Origin of the sequence: Caulobacter endophyticus, from assembly GCF_029543245.1 — a bacterium.
Classification (GTDB): domain Bacteria; phylum Pseudomonadota; class Alphaproteobacteria; order Caulobacterales; family Caulobacteraceae; genus Caulobacter; species Caulobacter endophyticus_A.
The window spans coordinates 210,702-231,296 of record NZ_JARQWV010000003.1 but is presented as its reverse complement, the minus strand read 5'-3'; the positions used below and the strand labels follow the sequence as shown (position 1 = coordinate 231,296).

At 67.7% G+C, this 20,595-nt stretch carries 25 protein-coding genes and 1 tRNA gene; 18 read left to right on the top strand and 8 right to left on the bottom strand.

Annotated elements, in window-relative coordinates; genetic code table 11:
• Nucleotides 1-25: 25 nt before the first annotated feature.
• Nucleotides 26-583, bottom strand: coding sequence for a response regulator (locus tag P7A99_RS04385; RefSeq protein ID WP_277792715.1), 558 nt, complete (start codon nucleotides 581-583; stop codon nucleotides 26-28).
• Nucleotides 584-764: 181 nt separating this feature from the next.
• On the bottom strand, nucleotides 765-1,253 hold the full coding sequence (locus P7A99_RS04380; protein ID WP_277792714.1) for an outer membrane protein assembly factor BamE: 489 nt from the start codon (nucleotides 1,251-1,253) through the stop codon (nucleotides 765-767).
• A 121-nt stretch (nucleotides 1,254-1,374) separates the two neighbouring features.
• Here P7A99_RS04380 and P7A99_RS04375 point away from each other — a divergent pair, with 121 nt between their 5' ends.
• From P7A99_RS04375 to P7A99_RS04345, 7 genes are all read left to right on the top strand, one after another.
• Complete coding sequence (locus P7A99_RS04375; protein WP_277792713.1) at nucleotides 1,375-1,905, top strand: ubiquinol-cytochrome C chaperone family protein; 531 nt, start codon at nucleotides 1,375-1,377, stop codon at nucleotides 1,903-1,905.
• On the top strand, nucleotides 1,890-2,429 hold the full coding sequence (locus tag P7A99_RS04370) for a YceD family protein (RefSeq protein ID WP_277792712.1): 540 nt from the start codon (nucleotides 1,890-1,892) through the stop codon (nucleotides 2,427-2,429). The genes P7A99_RS04375 and P7A99_RS04370 overlap by 16 nt, the downstream gene beginning before the upstream one ends.
• Nucleotides 2,430-2,513: 84 nt before the next feature.
• A complete protein-coding gene (plsX, locus tag P7A99_RS04365; protein WP_277792711.1) occupies nucleotides 2,514-3,596 on the top strand; it encodes a phosphate acyltransferase PlsX in 1,083 nt (360 codons plus the stop codon).
• A complete protein-coding gene (locus tag P7A99_RS04360; protein WP_277792710.1) occupies nucleotides 3,593-4,570 on the top strand; it encodes a beta-ketoacyl-ACP synthase III in 978 nt (325 codons plus the stop codon). The genes plsX and P7A99_RS04360 overlap by 4 nt, the downstream gene beginning before the upstream one ends.
• Before the next feature lie 221 nt (nucleotides 4,571-4,791).
• On the top strand, nucleotides 4,792-5,094 hold the full coding sequence (locus P7A99_RS04355; RefSeq protein WP_058346906.1) for an integration host factor subunit alpha: 303 nt from the start codon (nucleotides 4,792-4,794) through the stop codon (nucleotides 5,092-5,094).
• A gap of 12 nt (nucleotides 5,095-5,106) precedes the next feature.
• A complete protein-coding gene (locus P7A99_RS04350; protein ID WP_277792709.1) occupies nucleotides 5,107-5,538 on the top strand; it encodes a MerR family transcriptional regulator in 432 nt (143 codons plus the stop codon).
• Between the two features lie 73 nt (nucleotides 5,539-5,611).
• Nucleotides 5,612-5,688, top strand: a tRNA-Pro gene (locus P7A99_RS04345).
• A 90-nt stretch (nucleotides 5,689-5,778) separates the two neighbouring features.
• Here P7A99_RS04345 and P7A99_RS04340 read toward each other — a convergent pair.
• Both P7A99_RS04340 and P7A99_RS04335 read right to left on the bottom strand, forming a co-directional pair.
• Nucleotides 5,779-6,021 (bottom strand): DUF2842 domain-containing protein, encoded by a 243-nt coding sequence (locus P7A99_RS04340; RefSeq protein ID WP_277792764.1) that lies wholly within the window; start codon nucleotides 6,019-6,021, stop codon nucleotides 5,779-5,781.
• Nucleotides 6,012-6,263 (bottom strand): GlsB/YeaQ/YmgE family stress response membrane protein, encoded by a 252-nt coding sequence (locus P7A99_RS04335; RefSeq protein WP_277792708.1) that lies wholly within the window; start codon nucleotides 6,261-6,263, stop codon nucleotides 6,012-6,014. The genes P7A99_RS04340 and P7A99_RS04335 overlap by 10 nt, the downstream gene beginning before the upstream one ends.
• 172 nt (nucleotides 6,264-6,435) lie before the next feature.
• Between P7A99_RS04335 and P7A99_RS04330 the strand changes: the two genes are divergently transcribed.
• A complete protein-coding gene (locus P7A99_RS04330) occupies nucleotides 6,436-7,467 on the top strand; it encodes a COX15/CtaA family protein (protein ID WP_277792707.1) in 1,032 nt (343 codons plus the stop codon).
• Here P7A99_RS04330 and P7A99_RS04325 read toward each other — a convergent pair.
• Nucleotides 7,464-8,873 carry an alkaline phosphatase PhoX gene (locus P7A99_RS04325; protein WP_277792706.1) on the bottom strand — a complete coding sequence of 470 codons (1,410 nt, stop codon included), beginning with the start codon at nucleotides 8,871-8,873 and terminating at the stop codon, nucleotides 7,464-7,466. The genes P7A99_RS04330 and P7A99_RS04325 overlap by 4 nt on opposite strands.
• A gap of 242 nt (nucleotides 8,874-9,115) precedes the next feature.
• Between P7A99_RS04325 and rplM the strand changes: the two genes are divergently transcribed.
• The 4 genes from rplM (at nucleotide 9,116) to P7A99_RS04305 (ending at nucleotide 11,551) form a co-directional block, all read left to right on the top strand.
• Nucleotides 9,116-9,589, top strand: coding sequence for a 50S ribosomal protein L13 (rplM, locus tag P7A99_RS04320; protein ID WP_058346911.1), 474 nt, complete (start codon nucleotides 9,116-9,118; stop codon nucleotides 9,587-9,589).
• Nucleotides 9,590-9,592: 3 nt separating this feature from the next.
• On the top strand, nucleotides 9,593-10,066 hold the full coding sequence (gene rpsI / locus P7A99_RS04315; protein WP_277792705.1) for a 30S ribosomal protein S9: 474 nt from the start codon (nucleotides 9,593-9,595) through the stop codon (nucleotides 10,064-10,066).
• A gap of 165 nt (nucleotides 10,067-10,231) precedes the next feature.
• The gene (gene argC, locus P7A99_RS04310) at nucleotides 10,232-11,185 is read left to right on the top strand and encodes an N-acetyl-gamma-glutamyl-phosphate reductase (RefSeq protein WP_277792704.1); all 954 of its coding nucleotides are present in this window, start codon (nucleotides 10,232-10,234) and stop codon (nucleotides 11,183-11,185) included.
• Nucleotides 11,186-11,203: 18 nt separating this feature from the next.
• Complete coding sequence (locus P7A99_RS04305; protein ID WP_277792703.1) at nucleotides 11,204-11,551, top strand: hypothetical protein; 348 nt, start codon at nucleotides 11,204-11,206, stop codon at nucleotides 11,549-11,551.
• Nucleotides 11,552-11,564: 13 nt separating this feature from the next.
• Here P7A99_RS04305 and P7A99_RS04300 read toward each other — a convergent pair whose 3' ends face one another.
• Both P7A99_RS04300 and soxR read right to left on the bottom strand, forming a co-directional pair.
• On the bottom strand, nucleotides 11,565-12,179 hold the full coding sequence (locus P7A99_RS04300) for a DUF1287 domain-containing protein (RefSeq protein WP_277792702.1): 615 nt from the start codon (nucleotides 12,177-12,179) through the stop codon (nucleotides 11,565-11,567).
• Nucleotides 12,180-12,238: 59 nt separating this feature from the next.
• Entirely contained in the window at nucleotides 12,239-12,694 is a 456-nt protein-coding gene (gene soxR / locus P7A99_RS04295) for a redox-sensitive transcriptional activator SoxR (RefSeq protein WP_277792701.1), read from the bottom strand.
• Nucleotides 12,695-12,774: 80 nt separating this feature from the next.
• On the opposite strand from soxR, the gene P7A99_RS04290 reads away from it, so the two are divergent.
• Nucleotides 12,775-13,149, top strand: coding sequence for a putative quinol monooxygenase (locus P7A99_RS04290; protein WP_277792700.1), 375 nt, complete (start codon nucleotides 12,775-12,777; stop codon nucleotides 13,147-13,149).
• A 28-nt stretch (nucleotides 13,150-13,177) separates the two neighbouring features.
• Here the strand turns inward: P7A99_RS04290 and P7A99_RS04285 are convergent, their stop codons facing one another.
• Complete coding sequence (locus tag P7A99_RS04285; RefSeq protein ID WP_431307640.1) at nucleotides 13,178-15,151, bottom strand: class I poly(R)-hydroxyalkanoic acid synthase; 1,974 nt, start codon at nucleotides 15,149-15,151, stop codon at nucleotides 13,178-13,180.
• 94 nt (nucleotides 15,152-15,245) lie between these two features.
• Here P7A99_RS04285 and P7A99_RS04280 point away from each other — a divergent pair, with 94 nt between their 5' ends.
• The 5 genes from P7A99_RS04280 to P7A99_RS04260 all read left to right on the top strand — a co-directional run bounded on the left by P7A99_RS04280 (nucleotide 15,246) and on the right by P7A99_RS04260 (nucleotide 20,570).
• Nucleotides 15,246-15,692: a hypothetical protein gene (locus P7A99_RS04280; protein ID WP_277792699.1), complete on the top strand. Its 447-nt coding sequence runs from the start codon at nucleotides 15,246-15,248 to the stop codon at nucleotides 15,690-15,692.
• 107 nt (nucleotides 15,693-15,799) lie between these two features.
• Nucleotides 15,800-17,020, top strand: coding sequence for an LL-diaminopimelate aminotransferase (locus tag P7A99_RS04275; protein WP_277792698.1), 1,221 nt, complete (start codon nucleotides 15,800-15,802; stop codon nucleotides 17,018-17,020).
• Nucleotides 17,021-17,158: 138 nt separating this feature from the next.
• Nucleotides 17,159-18,448, top strand: a complete 1,290-nt coding sequence (locus P7A99_RS04270; protein ID WP_277792697.1) for a homoserine dehydrogenase — start codon at nucleotides 17,159-17,161, stop codon at nucleotides 18,446-18,448.
• Between the two features lie 73 nt (nucleotides 18,449-18,521).
• Nucleotides 18,522-19,472: a class II fructose-bisphosphatase gene (gene glpX / locus P7A99_RS04265; protein WP_277792696.1), complete on the top strand. Its 951-nt coding sequence runs from the start codon at nucleotides 18,522-18,524 to the stop codon at nucleotides 19,470-19,472.
• A 120-nt stretch (nucleotides 19,473-19,592) separates the two neighbouring features.
• Complete coding sequence (locus P7A99_RS04260) at nucleotides 19,593-20,570, top strand: class 1 fructose-bisphosphatase (protein ID WP_277792695.1); 978 nt, start codon at nucleotides 19,593-19,595, stop codon at nucleotides 20,568-20,570.
• Nucleotides 20,571-20,595 lie beyond the last annotated feature (25 nt).

The window sequence follows — 20,595 nt, the reverse complement described above, 5'->3', positions numbered from 1 at the left end:
CGGGGCGTTTTTCGTCGCGGAAGGATCAGTAGACCTCTTCGGGATCGAAGTCGTAGGCCGTGTCGGCCTCGCCGCCCAGCAGAGTCGGCGTGGGCTGGGCGCCGCGGCGCTCGTCGCCGGTGAAGTCGTGGTCGATACGTCGACGGCGGCAGGGGCCGAAATAGGCCTGCGTGCGGACGAAATCCCGCGGATTGTTGATGACCTCGTTGATGCGGTGCATCACCCCGCGCGCGTTCAGCGGCTTGGCCAGGAACTCGGTCACCCCGGCCATCCTGGCTTCATCCAGGCTGCGGCGGGTGGCGTGGCCGGTCATCATGATGATCGGCGCGTACGGGTTCGGGCTGGCCTGCGAGTTGCGGATCCAGTGCACGAACGACAGTCCGTCCACCGGCTGCATCATCAGGTCGGTGAACACGATGTCGACCTCGCGCTCGGAAAACAGCTTCAGTCCCTCGACGCCGTCGCCGGCCTCGAGGATGCGCCGCACGCCGGCGGACTTCAGGATCGCGGACAGAATGCCGCGCATGTTGGCGTTGTCGTCGACGATAAGCATCGTCAACGCCCGCAGATCGAGCGCGCTCACGACCTTCTCCCCCAGAGCAATCAGCGCCAGGGTTGGGGCCCCAGCGTCGACCAGACGGAAAGGTTGTGACGGGCGTGCTTGAGGAAACGTTGATGCGGCGACAAAAAGTCGCACGAAATCACGCGCTTATGGTCAAGCTTCGGTAAGGTTGAAGTGTCGGTTAACCGACTTAATCGTCAGCCTAGCGACGGTCGCCGGGGCGGGTGCCGGGCACGCCCTCGTCGTCCTGGGGCAGCATGCCACCGCGACCGACGGTGCCGAGCAACTGCTCCAGCACGGTCATCTCGCGACCGCGGGTCGGGGTTTCGCGACCGTTGTAGGCGATGACCTTGCCGTCCTTCAGGGTGAAGGTGTCGACCGAGGCGACCTTCTCGTCGGCGGCGTCGAACTTGATCGCCACCACGTCGCGCTTGATCACGCGCGGCTTGTAGAAGGCCACGCGGTCGGTGGTCTGCGAGATGTAGTACCAGGCGTTGCTGTCGAAGGTGGACACCGCCGACGGCGAGCCCAGCTTTTCACGGACGGTCGACTTGCTGTCCTCGCCCACCTTCATGTCGGTCGGCTTGGCCTCGATGGCCTGGAAGCCCGAATAGCTCGTCAGCGGCGTGCAGCCTCCGGCGACGGCGGCGAGGCCGATGACGGCGGCGGCGAAAACGGCGGGGCGAGACATTGAGGCTCCGGAACCGGAAGAAGGCTGGACTTTGACCTATCGCCCGCGCGGGCTTAGTTCAATGGCCCGCGTGGATGCTCAGGCGATCTAGAGGCGGCTCGCGGCGAAATAGAGGCGTGGAATGTTTCTGGAACGGCTACTCAAGCCCAGGCCCGCGAAGCTGGCGGGGGAAAAGCTCTATGCCTCGGCGGTCGCCCAGGCCCGCTCTCCGCGATTCTACGCCGAATTCGGCGTTCGCGACTCGATGGAGGGCCGGTTCGAGCTCTTCACCCTGCATGTCGTGCTGGTGATCGAGCGGCTGAAAGGGCAGGGCGAGGCTGCGGCCGAGACCTCCCAGTCGGTGTTCGATTCCTATGTGCGCGGGCTCGATGACGCCTTCCGCGAGATCGGCGTGTCCGACACGGCGGTCGGCAAGAAGATGAAGAAGCTGGCCGGGGCCTTCTACGGCCGGCTGAAGACCTATGACGAGGCGTTCGCGACGCTGCCCGACACCGCCGAACTGGATGCGGCGCTGGCCCGCACCATCTTCGAGGAGCGCGGCGAGGGTGACGTGGCGACGGTTAGCGCCTATGTGCGGTCGGCGCGCGAAGCTCTGGCAGGCCAGTCGCTCGACGCGCTGCTGAACGGAGAGGTGCAATGGCCGAACGTCTGATCGATCCCTGGCCCAGCACCGTCACCCTGGCCCGCGTCGATCGCGGCGGGGTGGACCTGAAGCTGGCCCCCGACGAAACCGTGCTGAAGGCGATCGCCAAGCAACTGGGCCTGGTGTCGCTGCATGAGCTGAAGGCCGACGTTTATCTGCGCTCGTGGATGGACGGCGCCGAAGTGTCCGGCGTGCTGCGCGCCCGCGTCGTCCAGACCTGCGGCGTCACCAGCGACGACTTCGAGACCCCGATCGACGCCCGCTTCAGCCTGCGCGTGCTGCCGGCCAACAGCGAGCACGCCCCGCAGGACGAAGGCGGCGAGCTGGGCCTGGACCCGGAGGGCGATGATCCGCCGGACGTGCTGGAAGGCGAGACCATCGACGTCTCCGAATACGTCATCGAGCACCTGGCCCTGGAGCTGGATCCGTTCCCCCGCAAGCCGGGCGCGGTTTTCGTGCAACCGCCCGAGCCTGTTGAGCTTTCTCCGTTCGCGGCCCTGAAGGGGCTGAAAACCAAGGGCGACGAGGGCTGAGTTGGCCCTTACGCCTCTCGGCGTGATATCACGCCGGGGAATCAGCGGCCGCGTCGCGACCGTCTAAGGAGTCGATAGCGCCTCGTGCCCAAGCCTGTAGTCATCTCGATCGACGCCATGGGCGGAGATCACGGTCCGCCCGTGGTCGTGCCGGCGCTGGAGATCGCGGCCAAGACCCTGCCCGACGTGCGCTTCCTGGTGCACGGCGACGAGGTCGCGCTGAACGCCGAGCTGGCCAAGGCGCCGGCCGCGCGGGCGATCTGCACCGTCGTTCACACCGATAAGTCCATCGCCATGGACGAGAAGCCCGCCCAGGCCATGCGCCGGGGCAAGGGCTCCAGCCTGTGGAACGCCGTCGAGGCGATCCGTTCGGGCGAGGCTGCGGCCTGCGTCTCGGCCGGCAACACCGGCGCCTTGATGGCGATTTCCAAGCTGATCCTGCGCATGAGCGCTGACCTCGAGCGTCCGGCCATCGTCGCCTCGTGGCCGACCATGAAGGGGATCTCGGCGGTGCTGGACGTGGGCGCCAATGTCGAGAGCGACGCCGAGCAGCTGGTCGAGTTCGCGATCATGGGCGCGGCCTTCCACCACGCCGTCCACGGCTCGACCCGTCCGACCGTGGGCCTTCTGAACGTCGGCTCCGAGGAGCAGAAGGGCCACGAGGAGGTGCGCGAGGCGCACCGCATCCTGCAGGACAGCCCGCATTTCGACTTCGACTATCGCGGCTTCGTCGAGGGCACCGATATCGCCTACGGCACGGTGGACGTGGTGGTCACCGACGGCTTCACCGGCAATGTCGCCCTGAAGACCGCCGAGGGCTTGGCGCGCTTCTTCGGCAACGAGATCAAGCAGACCCTGACGGCCGGCCCGCTGGCCATGCTGGGCGCGCTGATCGCCTCGGGTTCGCTGAAGAAGATGAAGCAGCGCCTGGATCCCGGCCGGGTCAATGGCGGGCCGCTGCTGGGCCTCAATGGCATCGTGGTCAAGAGCCACGGCGGCGCCGACGCCAACGGTTTCGCCTCGGCCGTGCGCGTGGCGGTGGATCTCGCGCGCAGCGACTTTACCGCCGAAATCGATCGTAATCTGAAGCGTCTGACCGCGGAAAAAGACCAAGCGGCCAAGGACGACGGCGCAGGCAGCGCCGAAACCCAGGGAGCCGCCGAGTGAGCGTAGTCCGCAGCGTGGTGACCGGCGTCGGGGCCTACCTGCCGCCGCAGATCGTCACCAACGAAGACCTGTCGAAGATTGTCGACACCTCCGACGAGTGGATCATCGAGCGTACCGGCATCCGCCAGCGCCACAAGGCCGCCGACGACCAGGCCGTGTCCGATCTGGCCGTGGAAGCGGCCAAGCAGGCGCTGGAGCGTGCAGGCAAGACCGCCGCCGACGTCGACCTGATCATCGTGGCCACGACGACGCCCGATCTGACCTTCCCGGCCACCGCCGCAATCGTGCAGCGCAAGCTGGGCGCGGGCGTCGGCATCGCCTTCGACGTCCAGGCCGTGTGCTCGGGCTTCGTTTATGCCCTGTCGGTGGCCGACGGCTTCATCGCCCGCGGCAACGCCAAGTGCGCGCTGGTCATCGGCGCCGAGGCCATGACCCGCCTGATGGACTGGAGCGACCGCGGCACCTGCGTGCTGTTCGGCGACGGCGCCGGCGCGGTCGTGCTGGAGCCGGGGCAAGGCGAGGGGACCACGGCCGATCGCGGCATGCTGGGTTTCGCCCTGCGCGCCGATGGGACCAAGCAGGACCTGCTCTATGTCGACGGGGGTCCGTCGACCACGGGCACGGTCGGCAAGCTGCGGATGCTGGGCAACCAGGTCTTCAAGCACGCGGTGATCAACATTTCCGAGGCCATCCACGCCGCGGCCGAGAAGGCCGGGGTGACGGTGCCCGAGGTCGACTGGTTCATCCCGCACCAGGCCAACCAGCGAATCCTGCAGGGCGTGGCCAATCGCTGCGGCATCGACGAGGACAAGGTGATCTCGACGGTGGCGCTGCACGCCAACACCTCGGCCGCCTCGATTCCCCTGGCTTTCGCGCACGGCGTCGCTGATGGCCGGATCAAGCCGGGCGACCTGCTGCTGCTGGAAGCCATGGGCGGGGGCCTGACCTGGGGCGCCTGCGTCCTGCGCCTTTGATGATCACGGGACAAGCTTGGCCTCGAGTCGGGCAGGGCCTGCCTCGGCATATGAGGTATCCGGCTTGACCCTTTGACTTCATGCGGTATTCGCGGCATGCAGTCTCAAGTTGACGAGGTCTTGTAGAGCGAGATCGGGGCTTTTCGTGCGCCCGCTTTCGCGAAGATGAGACTGATTGGCGCGAACTGTGCTGAGTTCGCGCATATGCGTAAGGGGGCGTTATGAAGGGTTCGACTTTGACCCGGGCTGACCTCTGCGAGGCGGTCCACGAGGAGGTAGGCCTGACTCGTCAGGACTGCGCCGGTCTCGTCGAGCGCACCCTGGATCTCGTGGCCGAGGCGCTCGAGAAGGGTGAGACGGTCAAGCTTTCGGGATTTGGCGTCTTCCAGGTTCGCGAGAAGCGGGCCCGCATGGGGCGCAATCCCAAGACGGGCGAGCCGGCCGAGATCGAGCCGCGCCGCGTCATCGGTTTCAGGGCGTCGCAGGTCATGAAGGCGCGCATCGACAGCGCCTTGGACGACTAAGGAGTCCGTGCGGTGGCGAAGGGGCCGAACGCCTTCCGCACGATTTCCGAGGCCGCCGAGGAGCTCGGCGTTCCCCAGCACGTCCTGCGATTCTGGGAGACCAAGTTCTCTTTCATCCGGCCGATGAAGCGGGCCGGCGGCCGACGGTTCTACCGTCCGCAGGACATCGCCGTTCTGAACGGCGTGCGCGCGCTGCTGCACGCCGAGGGCTACACCATCAAGGGCGTCCAGAAACTGCACCGCGAGCAGGGCGTGTCGCACGTCATCGCCGCGGGGCTGGGCCAGAACGGCGCGGCCTTCCTCGATTCGCCCATCATCGACGACTTCGACGATTCGACCGGGCCGACGGCGCCCAGTCCCGAACAGCGTCGGCGCCTGGCCGAGGCGCTGGACGACCTCACCATCATCAAGGCCCGGCTGGACGGGCTTTTGACGCGTTCTTGAGGACTGTGGAAAACCGTTAGATTTCCGATTGCCGAGGCGAAGAGCGGCGCCTATAAGGGCGCTCCTTCCGCGTCGGAGCGTGGCGCAGCCTGGTAGCGCACTTGACTGGGGGTCAAGGGGTCGCAGGTTCGAATCCTGTCGCTCCGACCATTCTCTCTCTGGAGAGAAGATCGCGGAAGAAACGCAAAGGCCGCCCTTCGGGGCGGCCTTTTTCGTTTCCTGATCGGCGCTGGCTCTGAACTATCGCTGCCCGACGTCCAGCGGCTTGTCGGCCTTGCCCATCCAGGTGATCAACGGGATGACCGGCAGGACCCAGCCCATGCCCAGCGCCACGAAGTAGATCAGGTGCACCGCGCGGTTCATGGGCAGGTGGTCGTAGAGGCTGGTGAAGGCCCAGATCCAACCGAGCAGGATCGCGACCACGCCGAGCGAACCGATCAGCTTGCGCAGGCGCGCCGGAATGAGGGGAGCGCTCACGCGGATCTCCGGAAGAGGCCGAGGATGGCCAGGAACAGGGTGGCGCCGACGGCCGAGACCACCAGGCTGCCGAGGAAGCCGGGAATCGCCAGGTGCAGGCGCTGGGCGATGAAGGCGCCGATGAACGAGCCGATCACCCCGATCAGCAGCTTGATGAACAGGCTGTGGCGGCGGGCCAGGGCCAGATCCGCGATCCAGCCGGCCAGTATGCCGATCACCACGGCGCTGAACACGCCCACGCCGCTCATTGCACTTCCCCCTGGAACGCGCCGCGCCCCCGCAGCGGCGCCACCATGCCACGCGCGTTCGGCCGCGTCATGGGCTCCCTTAAGCACCGGCGGGCCATGGACAGCAACGCTGTGGCGGGGGTAGGGGTCTAGCCGCCCCATTTAGGCCCAGAACAGGCGTTTTTTCGGCTTCATGACTTCCTTCCTGCGTTCCGACCGTTCCGGCCCCGTGGCCATCTGGCTGTTCGTCGTGGCGGTGCTGGTCTTCGCCATGGTCGTGGTCGGCGGCGCCACGCGCCTGACCGACTCGGGTCTTTCGATCACCCAGTGGAAGCCGATCATGGGCGCGCTGCCGCCGATGTCGGAGGAGGCCTGGCGGGCCAATTTCGAGCTCTACAAGCAGATCCCCCAGTATCACCTGGTGAACCCCGACATGACGCTGGAGGCCTATAAGGGCATCTTCTGGTGGGAGTGGGCGCACCGGCTGCTGGGCCGGGTGGTGGGGGCGGTCTTCGCCCTGCCGTTCGCCTTCTTCCTGGTGCGCCGCATGCTGCCGCGCCGCCTGATCCTGCGCTGCGGGGCCATGCTGGTCCTGGGCGGCCTGCAGGGGCTTGTCGGCTGGTGGATGGTCTCGTCCGGTCTGTCCGAGCGGGTGTCGGTCGCGCCCGAGCGGCTGATGGTCCATCTGGGCCTGGCGCTTGCGCTGTTCGTGCTGCTGATCTGGACGGCGCTCGACGCCTGGAACGGCGCGCCGCGCGTCGAGGAGCGCAGCGACTGGCGCGGCTGGGCGCTGGCCTTCCTGGGCGCGGTGTTTTTCCAGAGCCTTCTGGGCGCGCTGGTGGCCGGCAACGACGCCGGCCTCGTCTACAATGACTGGCCGCTGATGAACGGCGCGTTTCTGCCCGATCAGTACGCCGGCCTCGGCCTGTGGGGCACGCTGGCTCATAGCCAGGGGGCGGTGCAGTTGCATCACCGCCTGATGGCCTACGCCGTGTTCGCCGCCGCGATCGTCATCGCCGCCGGCGCGGCTCGCGCCCGTCGCCTGCCGCATGACGCCAAGATCCTCGCCTATGTCCTGCTGGGCGTGGTGACCCTGCAGGCGGGCCTTGGTGTCTGGACCTTGATGGCCGCCGTGCCGCTCGGCCTCGGCGTGCTGCACCAGGCCGGCGCGGCCGTTCTGCTGGGCGTCGCCACCGCCTTCGCCTGGCGCGTCCGCCGGCCCTAGGCGGTCTTGAGCGCCGCCCAGGGGCCGGTGATGGCCAGGGTGAAGCCCGGCCACTGCACGTTGACGAACAGTGTCCGGCCGTCAGGTGAGAAGCAGGCGCCGCAGAACTCGCCGTTGCCCTCGAAGACGTTGCGGCCCAGCGTGTAGACCTTGCCGTCCGGCGTCACGCCGCGCAGGTGGTTGGGCTTGGTGGCCGAATAGCGGTCCTCGCAGATCAGGATGTGACCCAGCGGCGAGACCACGATGTTGTCGGCATAGTCCATCACCCGCTGGTCGCGGCTTTCGACGAATAGCTGCAGGCGGCCCGGCTGGTCGGACTCGCCGGCCTGGCCCTCGTGGGCGCTGGGCCGGTAGCGGAAGATCTGGCCGGCCTTGAGCGCGCCGCCGGAGGTGGCGGTGAAATAGAGCTCGCCGTCGCCCCAGTGCACGCCCTCGCCGCGGGCGAAGCGGGTCGCGCCAAGAGCGTGGCCGCGCTTGCGCAGGTCGTCGTGCGGATTGTCGACGCCATCCAGGTCGATCCAGCGCACGTCCGACCAGGCGAGCGCCGCGAAGGCCTCGCCGGCCTCCTGATTGCGCAGGTCCGCGCCCTGGGCCGCGCCGCTCAACGCCAGGGCTTGCAGGCGGCCGCCGGCCGACAGCTTGTGCCGGTCGTTCGGCAGGAAGCGGTAGAAGAGGCCGTCCTGCACGTCCTCGGTCATGTAAACCACGCCGGTGCGCGGATCGATGCAGGCGGCCTCGTGCTTGAACCGGCCCATCGCCGTCAGCGGAACCGGCTGCACCAGTCCCTTGTGGGCGTGCGGAACCTCGAAGACCCAGCCGTGAGACTTGCCGACCCCGTCCTTGGCGTCCAGCACCGTCTCCTCGCAGGTCAGCCACGACCCCCACGGCGTCACGCCGCCGGCGCAGTTTACCGCCGTGCCGGTCAGCGACAGGTGCTGGCCGAGCGTGCGGCCGCTCTTGGTGTCGTAGACCAGGGTGGTCGTGCCGCCGACCAGCGGACGGCCGTCGCCGTAGAAGTCGTAGGCGCCGTCCTTGGGCAGCTTGTCGAGCAGGCGGCCGCCGTAGCCGAACGGCCCGTGGTCGAACATCTCCAGCGTCAATTCGTGATTGCGCACCAGCGCCACCTTGCCCTCGCCGAGGTCGAAGCAGCCCATGCCGTCAAAGGCGCCAGGCACGCGGAAGCCGTCGTCCATCGTCTCGCCGGCCTGGCTGATGACGCGGTAGGTGAAGCCGGCCGGCAGGTCGAGGATACGCTTGGGGTCGGGGATCAGCGCGCCGTAGCCCTCTACTTCGTTGAGGTAGGACTCGGGCCTGGCTTCGCCTTGCTGCGCCGCGCGGGCGGAAAAGCCGGCGAAGGCCAGGCTGGTGGCGGCGGAGGCGACGAAGGCGCGGCGCGAGAAGGTCATGGCGGTGTCCGTTGATACAGGGGGACCTGGAGCGGCTATGCGCGCGGTCGGTGACGGGGCCATGACAAACAAGCGATGCGGTATTTAGATACCACATCACTCAACCCCTTACGCCACAAGGCTTTCCGACTTTCCTGCGTGCGTAATGTTGACAGGCGGCGAAGCCTTGGGTATCAGCCGCCCCTCACGCGGACGGAGCTGCTTCCTTGGCTCCCGAGGCACAGGAATTACGGATCAATCCCATGCAAAAGACCACGGCTTCCCTGAAGCCCGCCGAGGTCGAGAAGAAGTGGATCGTGGTCGACGCCAAGGACGCCGTTGTCGGCCGTCTGGCGACGTTCATCGCCATGCGTCTTCGCGGCAAGCACCGTCCCGACTACACCCCGCACGTCGACTGCGGCGACTTCGTCGTCGTGATCAACGCCGACAAGGTGAAGTTCACCGGCAAGAAGCTGGACGACAAGGTTTACTACCGTCACACCGGTCACCCGGGCGGCATCAAGGAAACCACCCCGCGCAAGGTGCTGGGCGGTCAATTCCCCGAGCGCGTCCTGAACAAGGCCGTCGAGCGCATGCTGCCGAAGGAGAGCCCGCTGGCTCGCAAGCAGCTGACGCACCTGCTGGTCTACGCCGGCGCCGAGCACCCGCACCAAGCGCAAAGCCCGGAAGTCATCGACTTCGCCGCGCGCAACGTCAAGAACACCCGGAGCCTCTAAGTCATGTCCGAAGCTCAAGGTTTTGACGCGCTGGCCAGCCTGTCCAGCAACCCGGAAGCGGCCGCCCCGGCCGAACCGAAGATCGACGCCCAAGGCCGCTCGTACGCGACCGGCAAGCGCAAGAACGCCATCGCGCGCGTGTGGATCAAGCCGGGCACCGGCAAGATCACCGTCAACGGCCGTGACCAGGAAGTCTACTTCGCTCGTCCGGTTCTGCGCATGATGATCGCTCAGCCGCTGCAAGTGACCGAGCGTCTCGGCCAGTTCGACGTGGACGTCACCGTCCAGGGTTCGGGCCTGTCGGGTCAAGCCGGCGCCATCCGTCACGGCCTGTCCAAGGCCCTGACCTACTACGAACCGGCCCTGCGCCCGGTCCTGAAGCCGCACGGCTTCCTGACCCGCGACAGCCGCGTCGTCGAGCGTAAGAAGTACGGCAAGGCCAAGGCCCGCCGCAGCTTCCAGTTCTCGAAGCGCTAAGCGCGTCGTCGCACGCGTTTTGGAAGAGGGCGCTTCGGTTATCCGAAGCGCCCTTTTTCTTGTGACTTCCGATCGGGCCGGACAGCGCCCGAACGCATGCGCCGGTCATACGGCGCTGCAAGACTGGGTCCCGTCCGAGCGCGGTCCGGGCCAGGAGTTGGCATCATGGCGAACACCCCCAAGGTCTTCATCGACGGCGAAGTCGGCACGACCGGCCTGCAGATCCGCGAGCGCCTGATCGGCCGCACCGACCTGCAGCTGATCTCGATCGATCCCGACAAGCGCAAGGACCCGGTCGCTCGCGCCGAGATGCTGAACGCCGCCGACGCTGTGATCCTGTGCCTGCCCGACGATGCGGCCAAGGAAGCCGTCGGCCTGATCGAGAACCCGCTGGTCAAGGTGATCGACGCCTCGACCGCCTATCGCACCAACGCAGACTGGATCTACGGCTTCCCCGAACTGGACAAGGAACAGCGCAAGAAGATCGCGGCTTCGAAGCGGATCTCGAACCCGGGCTGCTATGCCACCGGCGCCATCGCGCTGACCCGGCCGCTGGTCTCGGCCGGCCTGCTGTCGTCCGACCTGCCGGTCTCGTTCAACGCCGTCTCGGGCTACACCGGCGGCGGCAAGGCGATGATCGCCGAGTTCGAGGACGAGACCTCGCCCAACTACACCAAGGTCGCCTACCGCATCTATGGCCTGTCGCTGACCCACAAGCACGTGCCCGAGATCCAGAAGCACGGCGGCCTGCTGTCGCGCCCGATCTTCACTCCGGCCGTTGGTCGCTACGCGCAAGGCATGCTGGTCGAGCTGCCGCTGCACCTTGGCCTGCTGGAAGGCTCGTGCTCGCTGGGTGACATCCACGCCGCGCTCGCCGCCCACTACAAGGGCGAGAGCTTCGTCGAGGTGGCCTCGCTGGACGAGGCCAAGAGCCTGACCACCCTTGATCCGGAAGGCCTGAACGGCACCAACCGCCTGAAGCTCTTCGTGTTCGGCTCGGACACCAGCGGCCAGGCCCGCCTGGTGGCCCTGCTCGATAACCTGGGCAAGGGCGCCTCGGGCGCGGCCGTGCAGAACCTCAACCTGGCCCTCGGCCTGGACGAGAAGGCCGGGCTGTAGGGCGGGCGCAGCGCTCCGATGTACGATCTGATCTTCGGAGCGTGGCCGCACGAGGTGGGCTACTGGCGCGACCATCCGATGGTCGGCGAGGCCGAGGCGCATTTCGATGGCGCGTACGGCTGGGTCAGGCTGAGGTTGGCCCCGCCGTTGAGCGTCGGCCTGGAGACCGTCGCTGCTGTGTCGGATACGGCCGAGGCGACCCGCGCCAGCCCTGACCTCCACTTCTACGGAGAAGGCGATTGTCCGCTGGCGCTCTTTGAAAGCGCTCCGCGTGTCCGCGAACTTCGCGTGTGGACTGAAGGCCCCATAGAGGGAGACGAGCGCAGTTGCTGGTCGGTGGGGATCTGGCTTCACGCAGTCATTTGAGACGGGCCGGGGGTCACACCCGCCAGCGATAGTGCCCGACCGGCTTGTGCAGCTTGAAGATCCACAGGGCCTCCTCGCGAGCGCCGGCGCCGATGTTGTGCACTACCCGCACCTTGTCTGGGCCCTGCACGACCACGCCGATGTGAGGGCGGCCGTTGCCGAACAGGCGCCAGGTCAGCACGTCGCCGGGCAGGGGGTCTGCGAAATCGTCGCCCGAGCGTGCGTCCTGGCTGGCGCGCAGCTTCGCGCCCTGGCGGTTCAGGTAGGTCTCCAGGTTCAGCACCCGTCGGTGGTCGATATTGGCGTCGGCGCTCTTCTGGCCCCAGGCGCGCCTGGCCGGATAGGCCGAGAAGGCGCGGGTCATGTCGGCGTGGATGCGCTCCTGCAGGTCCACGTTCCAGGCGTCGCGGGCCGCGCGCACCAGCACGTCGGCGCAGACGCCGGTCGAGCGCAGCACGTCGCCGCGCGGATAGCTGATCGCGCGATAGCTGGGATCATAGTCGAGGGTCACGCCGATCTGGGTGCGCGCCGCCTGGGCCAGCTTCAGGCCGTCGCCGCGCGCGGCCGCGCCCAGCCAGGGGGCGGCGGCCAGCAGGCTCAGCGCTGTGCGACGGGAAAGATCGAGCATGGGCTGCAAGCTCCGCCGTGATCGGGGCGAGTTTTGGGCGAACGGCGATCTTGCCGGCGTCAAATTTCATCCAGAAGGCGAGGTCCCGGTCCCTGGGCGGCCAGCGAGTCGTCGGGATTGCGCAGCGGGCAGATGGTCAGTGACAGGCAGCCGCAGCCGATGCAGCCGTCCAACTGGTCGCGCAGCTGGGTCAGGCGGCGGATGCGGGCGTCGAGGTCGTCGCGCCACGCCGCCGACATGTCCTGCCAGTTTTGCTGGCTGGGCGCGCGATCATCGGGCAGGGCGCTCAGCGCCTGCTTGATCTCGGTCAGCGGCATGCCGGTGCGCTGGGCCACCTTGATCACCGCCACCCGCCGCAGCACGCCGCGCGGATAGCGCCGCTGGTTGCCTTCGGTGCGCAGGCTGTGGATCAGCCCCTTGGCTTCGTAGAAGTGCAGCGTCGAGACCGCCACGCCGGCCCGCTTGGCCAGTTCGCCGACGCTGAGGGTCTGGAAGGCGGGGCAGGAATCCGGCATCGGCGCTTGACCTCAAGTTTGCTTGAGGTTTTACAGGGGGAGCTCCGCAACCGGCAACGCCCTTACTGGAGCGCCTCCCCATGACATTCGCCGCCGCCACGACCGCCGTCGCAGCCGCCGCCCTGGCCGCCCCGCTCGCGCTGCGGCCCGCGCGGCCCGAACCGGTGATCAACATCAGCGTCATCCGGCCAAAGGACGGGCAGTTCGAGGCCTTTCTGGAGCTGCAACTGGCCCAGCACCGCAGGCTCCGCGGCCAGGTGAAGGGCCTGCGCGGCGCCCGCCTGTTTCGCTCGGGCGAGGGGCTGGTGCTGATCTCTGTGTTCGATACGCCCGAAGACGCCGAGGCCTTCCGGGAGGACCCGCGCTTCACCGAGCACATGGCCCGCGTGCGTCCGCTGATCGAGAAATCAGAGGCGGGTGTGTTTTCCGAGGCCTATGCGGTGGGAATGGTGTGAAAAACCTCCCCCAAAGGAGGAGGTTCGCTTAAGCCGCTTCCGCGTTCGAGCGCACCCGCACGAAGCTGCCCGGGGCGTCCTCGAAGGCCTTGAGCGGACCCTTGGACGGATCGCGGGCCGGGACCAGCTTGCCCGACTTGGCCTTCAGCCATTCCGCCCAGTGCGGCCACCACGAGCCCGGGTGCTCGGTCGCGCCGGCGATCCAGCCGTCGACCGAGCCGGGCAGGTGCTCGTTGGTCCAGTGCTGGTACTTCCTGGCGTCGGGGTGGTTGATCACGCCGGCGATATGGCCCGAACCGGCCATGGTGAAGGTCACTGGGCCGCCGAAGGCCCGCGCGCCGCGATAGACGCTGCGATAGGGCGCGATGTGGTCATCCTTCGACGACTGCACGTAGATCGGCGTCTTCACCTTCGAGAGGTCGAGCTGCTCGCCGCCCAGGCTGAGCAGGCCGCGGGTGAGGTTGTTGTCCTTGTAGAAGTTGCGCAGATAGAACAGGTGCAGCGATTTGGGCATCCGCGTCTGGTCGGCGTTCCAGAACAGCAGGTCGAACGGGCGCGGTTCCTTGCCCATCAGGTAGTTGTTGATGAAGAACGACCAGATCAGGTCGTTGCCGCGCAGGGCGTTGAAGGTGTCGGCCATCGACTGGCTGGGCAGGAAGCCGCCCTGCTGGTCCATCCGCGCCTCGATCTCCTTCAGCCAGGCCTCGTCGGTGAAGAGCAGGAGGTCGCCGGCCTCGGCGAAGTCCTGCTGGGCGGCGAAGAAGGTGGCCGAGTTGATGCGCTTGTCGCCCCTGGCGGCCATGTGGGCCAGGGCGCACGACAGCAGCGTGCCGCCGATGCAGTAGCCGACGGTGTTGACCCGATCGACGCCGCACTGGGTCATGACCTGCTGGCTGGCGTCGTAGATCCCCTCGAGCATGTAGTCCTCGAAGGTCTTGGCGGCCAGGCGGGTGTCGGGATTGACCCACGAGGCGACGAACACCGTGAAGCCCTGGCCGGTCAGCCAGCGGATCATCGAGTTCTCCGGGCGCAGGTCGAGAATGTAGAACTTGTTGATCCAGGGCGGGAAGATCAGCAGCGGGATCTCGTGCTGCTGTTCCGTGGTCGGGTCGAACTGGATCAACTGCAGGATGTCGTTCTGGTAGACCACCTTGCCGGGGGCGGTGGCGACGTTCTCGCCGACCTTGAACTTGGCCAGGTCGGTCTGGCTGATGGCCAGCTGGCCGCCGCCGCGCTCCAGGTCGGCGGCGAAGTTCTCCATGCCGCGCTTCAGGCTCTCGCCGTTGGTGTGCATCACCTCGCGCAGGGCCGCGGGGTTGGAGATCAGGAAGTTCGACGGCGAGAAGGCGTCGGTCAGCATCTTGGTGAAGAACTCAACGCGGCGCTTGGACTGCGGGTCTACGTTCTCCGCCTGGGCCACCAGGCCGTTCAGCCAGTTCGACGTCAGCAGGTAGGACTGCTTCATCATGTCGAACACGGGGTTGGACGACCAGTCGGGGTCGGCGAAACGCTTGTCGCCATGAGCCGGCGCGACGACCGGCTTGGTCTCCTCTCCGGCCGCGCGGCGGGCGGCGGACTGCCACAGCTCCATGTAGCCGCTGAAGAGGTCGGCCTGGGCCCGCAGGAGACGGTCCGGCTGCGCGGCCAGGCTGCCGATCACCTCGTTGAGGGCGGGGGCGACGTGGAACGGGTCGGGCGACAGGGCGGCGGGCCGGTCGGCCTGGCGCAGGGCGGCCTCGGCGATCGCGCCCTGGGCGGTGACCGCCGCGCGGGCCAGGTTGGCCGATAGGGCCTCCATCATCCGCCGCTGCTCCTCGGTCAGCAGCGAGGCGAAGTCGGGCGCGCCGGCGGGCTGGGCTGATTCGGGCTTGGGATCCGGTTCGGGTGGCGGGGGAGGGGGCTTCGGCGCCGCGGCGGCCGTCTTGCGGGGCGTGGAAGGCTTGCGGGGCTTGCCCGCCGCCTTGACGCTCTTGCCCGCGTCCTTGCCGTCGCCCTTGGCCATGCGCGTTCCTTCCGCCTGAATGTCGCTTATCGACCGCCGATTCTCGTTCGGCGCCTTCCGCTCGCCGCGATCATCGCATAAGACCTGAGACAAGATGAACGGCCAAACCGGTAAAATCGTACGTTTCGGCGCCTCGCTCTCGGTCCTCGCGGCCGTGCTGTCGGCTTGCGCCTCGTCGCCGTTCACGCCTCCGCCGGTCGACGCCACCTCGCCGGTGGCCGCCGCCGCCGAGGCCGCCGGCAAGGAGCGGGGCAAGATGCCCAGCCTGGCCGCCATCCCGACCGTCCCGACCGACATTCCGTCGCCGGGCGAGTACAAGGCCCAGGTCCAGGCCGAGCAGGCAGCCGCCGCTCAGCTCCGTCGCGACACCGCGCCGGAGACCTTCGCCCTGACCGACACCGAAGGTTTCGCCGCCCGCGCTCAGCGCGCCGGCCGCGTGCCGCCGTCGGAAATCCCCACCGTCGCCGATCGCGCCGAGACCGAAGCCTTCGCCAAGGCTGCTCGTGGCCGAGCTACCCCGCCTCCGTCCAAGCCCCAATAGGGCGACGGAGGCATAATTTTCCTTGAACTGGCTTGGCTAGGCCTCGCTTGGGGTCTATCCATGCCCGACTTTTCGCTCCTGCAGCGCCAGAGGGCGCACGAGCCATCATGACCGCCGACTTTCACCGTATCCGCCGCCTGCCGCCCTACGTCTTCGAAGAGGTCAACCGCATCAAGGCCCGCCTGCGCGGCCAGGGCGTCGACATCATCGACTTCGGCATGGGCAATCCGGACATGCCGACGCCCAAGCACATCGTCGACAAGCTGATCGAGACCTCGCGCGATCCGCGCGCCGGCCGCTACTCGGCGTCCAAGGGCATCCCGGGCCTGCGCAAGGCCATGGCCGGCTATTACGACCGCCGCTTCGGGGTGAAGCTGAACCCCGACACCGAAGTGATCTCGACCCTGGGCTCGAAGGAAGGCTTCGCCAACCTCGCCCAGGCCCTGACGGCTCCGGGCGACGTCATCATCTGCCCGAACCCGGCCTATCCGATCCACGCCTTCGGCTTCATCATGGCCGGCGGCGTCATCCGTCACGTGCCGGCGCTGAGCCCCGAGCAGTACCTGTCCAACATCAGCCGCGCGGTGAAGCACTCGGTGCCGCCGCCCAGCGTGCTGATCCTTTCCTATCCGTCCAACCCCACGGCCCAGACCGTCGACCTCGACTTCTACAAGGACGCGGTCGCTCTGGCGAAGAAGCACGACCTGCTGGTCATCAGCGACGTGGCCTATGGCGAGATCTATTTCGAGGACAACCCGCCGCCGTCGATCCTCCAGGTCGAAGGCGCCAAGGACATCGCCGTCGAGGTCAACTCGCTGTCGAAGACCTACGCCATGGCCGGCTGGCGCGTGGGCATGGTCGTCGGCAACGCCCGCATCTGCGCGGCCCTGGCCCGGGTGAAGTCCTATCTCGACTACGGCGCCTACACGCCGGTGCAGGTGGCCGCCGCCGCCGCGCTGAACGGTCCGCAGGACTGCGTCGAGGAGATCCGCGGCATCTACAAGGGTCGCCGCGACACCCTGGTCTCGTCGATGAAGCGCGCCGGCTGGGACATCCCCAACCCGCCCGCCTCGATGTTCGCCTGGGCCAAGATCCCCCCGCAGTTCGAGGCCGCCGGCTCGATGCTGTTCTCGCGTCTGCTGATCGAGGAGGCCGGCGTCGCCGTCGCCCCGGGCATCGGCTTTGGCGAATACGGCGAAGGCTATGTCCGCATCGGCCTCGTGGAGAACGAGCACCGGATCAAGCAGGCCGCGCGCAACGTGAAGAAGTTCATCGCCAACGCCGACCAGATCCTGGCCAAGGCCCACACCAGCCTCGAACAAGCCTGATCCCTCCGCGAAATCCTCGCCCTTCGACAGGCTCAGGTGAGGATTTCGACCGCTAAAGCCTGCAATAGCCCTCATCCTGAGCTTGTCGAAGGAGGAGGGCGGCCCCGCTAGGGCCACCCGACCACGAGGAACCGCACCATGACTCAGAAAACCTGGCGCGTCGGCGTCGCGGGCCTCGGCACCGTCGGCGGCGGTCTCCTGCAGTTCCTCGCCCAGCGTCCCGATTTCGCGCCGGCCGGCGATCGCGCCGAGGTGGTCGCCGTGTCGGCGCGGTCGAAGTCGCGTCCGCGCACGGTCGACATCTCGGGCCTGGAATGGTTCGACGATCCGGTCGCCCTGGCCAGCTCGCCCAACGTCGATCTCTTCGTGGAGCTGGTCGGCGGCAGCGACGGTCCGGCCAAGGCTGCGGTCGAGGCGGCCCTGAAACTGGGCAAGCCGGTGGTCACCGCCAACAAGGCCCTGATCGCCGAGCATGGCGCCGAACTTGCCGCCCTGGCCGAGGCCAACGACGTTCCGCTGCTGTTCGAGGCCGCCGTCATGGGCGGCACGCCGGCGGTGAAGATGCTGCGCGAGGCCATGGTCGGCGACGACGTCGTCTCGGTGGCCGGCATCCTCAACGGCACCTGCAACTACATCCTGTCCGAGATGGAAAAGACCGGCCGCGACTTCGCCGACGTGCTGCGCGAGGCCCAGGCCCTGGGCTACGCCGAGGCCGATCCGACCATGGACGTCGGTGGCTTCGACGCCGGCCACAAGATCACCATCCTGGCCGCCCTGGCCTTCGGCTGCGCCCCCAACTACGAGGCCGCCGAGATCGAGGGCGTCAGCGAGGTCGAGCTGCTCGACATCAAGCTGGCCAAGGACCTGGGCTACCGGATCAAGCTGATCGCCGGCACCTCCAAGACCGACGACGGCGTGGCCGTGAAGGTCCATCCGACCCTGATCCCGCTGGAGCATCCGCTGGCCCAGGCCGGCGGCGCCCTGAACGCGCTGTTCATCGAGGGTACGCGCATCGGCCGCATCTTCATCCAGGGGCCGGGCGCGGGCGCGGGTCCGACGGCCGCCGCCGTCGCCGCCGACATCGCCGACGTAATGACCAAGGCCGTGCGTCCGGTGTTCCAGGCCCCGGCCGGCGCGCTGAAGCCGTTCGTGACCGTCGATCCGGCCAAGTCGGTGGGCAAGGCCTATCTGCGGATCATGGTCCGCGACGTGCCCGGCGCCATCGCCGCGATCTCCGAGACCCTGGCCGAATGCGGCGTGTCGATCGACGCTTTCCTGCAGAAGCCTGTCGAAGGGGCGGGCGGCGTGCCGATCGTGCTCGTCACCCACGCTACTCCCGAATCCAAGCTGCTCGACGCGATTAGCCGCATCGAAAAGCTGCAGGCCGTGCTAGAGCGTCCCCGTCTTCTGCGCGTCGCGCGCAACTAGAGACCGCCGATTAGAGCGGTCCAGGTGCTGAAGGCATTGGGAAATTAGCCTCGCCACGGGCTGGGAGACACTGATGAGTTCGAACACCCTGGACCGCTCTCTGGTCCTGGATGCGGTCCGCGTGACCGAAGCCGCCGCCATCGCGTCGTGGACCATGGTCGGCCGGGGTGACGAAATGGCCGCCGACCAGGCTGCGGTCGACGCCATGCGCAATGCGCTGAACGATCTCAACATCGACGGCGAGATCGTCATCGGCGAGGGCGAGCGCGACGAGGCGCCGATGCTCTACATCGGCGAGAAGGTGGGCCGTGGCGGTCCGACGGTCGATATCGCGCTGGATCCGCTGGAAGGCACGACGCTGACGGCCAAGGCCATGCCCAACGCGCTGGCCGTCATGGCCTGGGCGCCCAAGGGCACGCTGCTGAACGCGCCCGACACCTACATGGACAAGATCGCCTGCGGCCCGGGCTATCCGGCCGGCGTGATCGACCTCGACAAGTCGCCGGCCGACAACGTCAAGGCGCTGGCCGCCGCCAAGGGCGTCGAGCCCTCGCAGATCACCGTCTGCGTGCTGGATCGCCCGCGCCACGCCGAGATCATCGCCTCGGTCCGTTCGGTGGGCGCGCGCGTCAACCTGATCACCGATGGCGACGTCGCGGGCGTCATCAACACCGCCGACCCCTCGACGGGCATCGACCTCTATCTCGGCTCCGGCGGCGCGCCCGAGGGCGTGCTGGCCTGCGCGGCCCTGAAGTGCGTTGGCGGCCAGTTCCAGGGACGACTGATCTTCCGCAACGCCGACGAGCGCGCCCGCGCCGCGCGCTGGGGCGTCACCGAGTTCGACAAGAAGTACGACCTGCACGAGATCGTGCGGTCCGACGCCATCTTCGCCGCTACTGGCGTCACCTCCGGCGCGCTGCTGGACGGGGTGGGATTCAAGGATGGCTTCGTCCACACCCATAGCCTTGTGATGAATTCCTCGACCGGGGCCGTGCGCGAAGTGCGCATGAAGCGCCGGGTCTAGGTTTTCTGGGGCCGACGGTCGCCGTCGGCCCGCTGCCGCCCGTAATATTGTCGTACTAGTCTGCGAGTCGCTCGCGCCGCGGCGACTGATCGCCGCCCCGTATAGTTCGAGGCCCTTTCCATGACCGCCCTGATCGATCTCGCCAGCCATCTCGCCGGCGATCCCTCCAGCCCCGCGGTCAAGACCGTCGTCACCGAAATCGCCGCCGCCTGCGCCCGCATCAGCCGCGTGGTGGCCGGCGGGGCCATTCTCGGCAATCTCGGCGCGGCCGGGATCACCAACGTCCAGGACGAGGAGCAGAAGAAGCTCGACATCCTGACCAACGACCTGCTGAGCGACGCGCTCAAGGCCTGCGATCCCGTCGCCGGCATCGCTTCGGAAGAACTCGAGCACGTCGAAACCACCGGTCGCCAGGGCGGCTATCTGGTCACCTTCGATCCGCTCGACGGCTCCAGCAACATCGACGTCAACGTCTCGGTCGGCACCATCTTCTCGATCCTGCCGGCCCCGGAAGGCCGCGAACCTGAAGAGGCCGACTTCCTGCAACCCGGTCGCCACCAGGTCGGCGCCGGTTATGCCGTCTACGGCCCGCAGACCATGCTGGTGCTGACCCTGACCTCGGGCGTGGTGGGCTTCACCCTGTCGGCCGACGACAAGTGGCTGCTGACCCATGCTTCGTCGACCATCCCGGCCGACACCGCCGAGTTCGCCATCAACATGTCGAACCAGCGTCACTGGGCCCCGCCGATCCGTCGCTATGTCGACGGCTGCCTGGCCGGCAAGGAAGGCCCCAGAGCCAAGAACTTCAACATGCGCTGGGTGGCGTCGATGGTCGCCGACGTGCACCGCATCCTGATGCGCGGCGGGATCTTCATGTACCCGTGGGACGCTCGCGAGCCGGGCAAGCCGGGAAAGCTGCGCCTGATGTACGAGGCCAATCCGATGGCCCTGATCGTCGAGCGCGCCGGGGGCAAGGCCACCGACGGCGTCACGCCCATCCTCGACCTGGCGCCCAGCAAGCTGCACCAGCGCGTGCCGGTGGTGCTGGGTTCGGCCAACGAAGTCGACCAGGTCGCCAGGGAAACGGCGGCCGGCTGATGATGGCTGGCGCCCTCTCCGCGAG

Excerpts from the sequence above, each read along its gene's own strand:
- P7A99_RS04380 (WP_277792714.1), bottom strand. The coding sequence starts at position 1,253 with ATGTCTCGCCCCGCCGTTTTCGCCGCCGCCGTCATCGGCCTCGCCGCC.
- P7A99_RS04375 (WP_277792713.1), top strand. The coding sequence starts at position 1,375 with ATGTTTCTGGAACGGCTACTCAAGCCCAGGCCCGCGAAGCTGGCGGGG.
- P7A99_RS04370 (WP_277792712.1), top strand. The coding sequence starts at position 1,890 with ATGGCCGAACGTCTGATCGATCCCTGGCCCAGCACCGTCACCCTGGCC.
- P7A99_RS04355 (WP_058346906.1), top strand. The coding sequence starts at position 4,792 with ATGAAGGGTTCGACTTTGACCCGGGCTGACCTCTGCGAGGCGGTCCAC.
- P7A99_RS04335 (WP_277792708.1), bottom strand. The coding sequence starts at position 6,263 with ATGAGCGGCGTGGGCGTGTTCAGCGCCGTGGTGATCGGCATACTGGCC.
- P7A99_RS04330 (WP_277792707.1), top strand. The coding sequence starts at position 6,436 with ATGACTTCCTTCCTGCGTTCCGACCGTTCCGGCCCCGTGGCCATCTGG.
- P7A99_RS04325 (WP_277792706.1), bottom strand. The coding sequence starts at position 8,873 with ATGACCTTCTCGCGCCGCGCCTTCGTCGCCTCCGCCGCCACCAGCCTG.
- rplM (WP_058346911.1), top strand. The coding sequence starts at position 9,116 with ATGCAAAAGACCACGGCTTCCCTGAAGCCCGCCGAGGTCGAGAAGAAG.
- rpsI (WP_277792705.1), top strand. The coding sequence starts at position 9,593 with ATGTCCGAAGCTCAAGGTTTTGACGCGCTGGCCAGCCTGTCCAGCAAC.
- argC (WP_277792704.1), top strand. The coding sequence starts at position 10,232 with ATGGCGAACACCCCCAAGGTCTTCATCGACGGCGAAGTCGGCACGACC.
- P7A99_RS04305 (WP_277792703.1), top strand. The coding sequence starts at position 11,204 with ATGTACGATCTGATCTTCGGAGCGTGGCCGCACGAGGTGGGCTACTGG.
- P7A99_RS04300 (WP_277792702.1), bottom strand. The coding sequence starts at position 12,179 with ATGCTCGATCTTTCCCGTCGCACAGCGCTGAGCCTGCTGGCCGCCGCC.
- soxR (WP_277792701.1), bottom strand. The coding sequence starts at position 12,694 with ATGCCGGATTCCTGCCCCGCCTTCCAGACCCTCAGCGTCGGCGAACTG.
- P7A99_RS04290 (WP_277792700.1), top strand. The coding sequence starts at position 12,775 with ATGACATTCGCCGCCGCCACGACCGCCGTCGCAGCCGCCGCCCTGGCC.
- P7A99_RS04285 (WP_431307640.1), bottom strand. The coding sequence starts at position 15,151 with ATGGCCAAGGGCGACGGCAAGGACGCGGGCAAGAGCGTCAAGGCGGCG.
- P7A99_RS04280 (WP_277792699.1), top strand. The coding sequence starts at position 15,246 with ATGAACGGCCAAACCGGTAAAATCGTACGTTTCGGCGCCTCGCTCTCG.
- P7A99_RS04275 (WP_277792698.1), top strand. The coding sequence starts at position 15,800 with ATGACCGCCGACTTTCACCGTATCCGCCGCCTGCCGCCCTACGTCTTC.
- P7A99_RS04270 (WP_277792697.1), top strand. The coding sequence starts at position 17,159 with ATGACTCAGAAAACCTGGCGCGTCGGCGTCGCGGGCCTCGGCACCGTC.
- glpX (WP_277792696.1), top strand. The coding sequence starts at position 18,522 with ATGAGTTCGAACACCCTGGACCGCTCTCTGGTCCTGGATGCGGTCCGC.
- P7A99_RS04260 (WP_277792695.1), top strand. The coding sequence starts at position 19,593 with ATGACCGCCCTGATCGATCTCGCCAGCCATCTCGCCGGCGATCCCTCC.